At 62.7% G+C, this 236-nt stretch carries 1 protein-coding gene; it reads left to right on the top strand.

The window, feature by feature from the left end:
- A partial coding sequence (locus tag SB765_RS33690; RefSeq protein ID WP_410933044.1) for a PLP-dependent transferase occupies window positions 1-236 on the top strand: 236 nt, incomplete at both ends.

A 236-nucleotide genomic window follows, 5' to 3' on the forward strand; every position in this document is an offset into this window, starting at 1 on the left:
GAGGCGGCGTTGCAGGCGAACACGCGCATGGTCTGGGTCGAAACGCCGAGCAACCCGCTGCTGAGCCTCACCGACCTCAGTGCAATCGCGCGTATCTGCCGGGATCGCGGGATTATCTGCGTCGCCGATAACACCTTCGCCAGCCCATGGATTCAGCGCCCGCTGGAGCTGGGTTTCGACATTGTGGTGCACTCCACCACCAAGTACCTCAACGGCCATTCCGACGTGATCGGTGG

Source organism: Pseudomonas sp. SIMBA_067, assembly GCF_046534675.1.
Classification (GTDB): domain Bacteria; phylum Pseudomonadota; class Gammaproteobacteria; order Pseudomonadales; family Pseudomonadaceae; genus Aquipseudomonas; species Aquipseudomonas putida.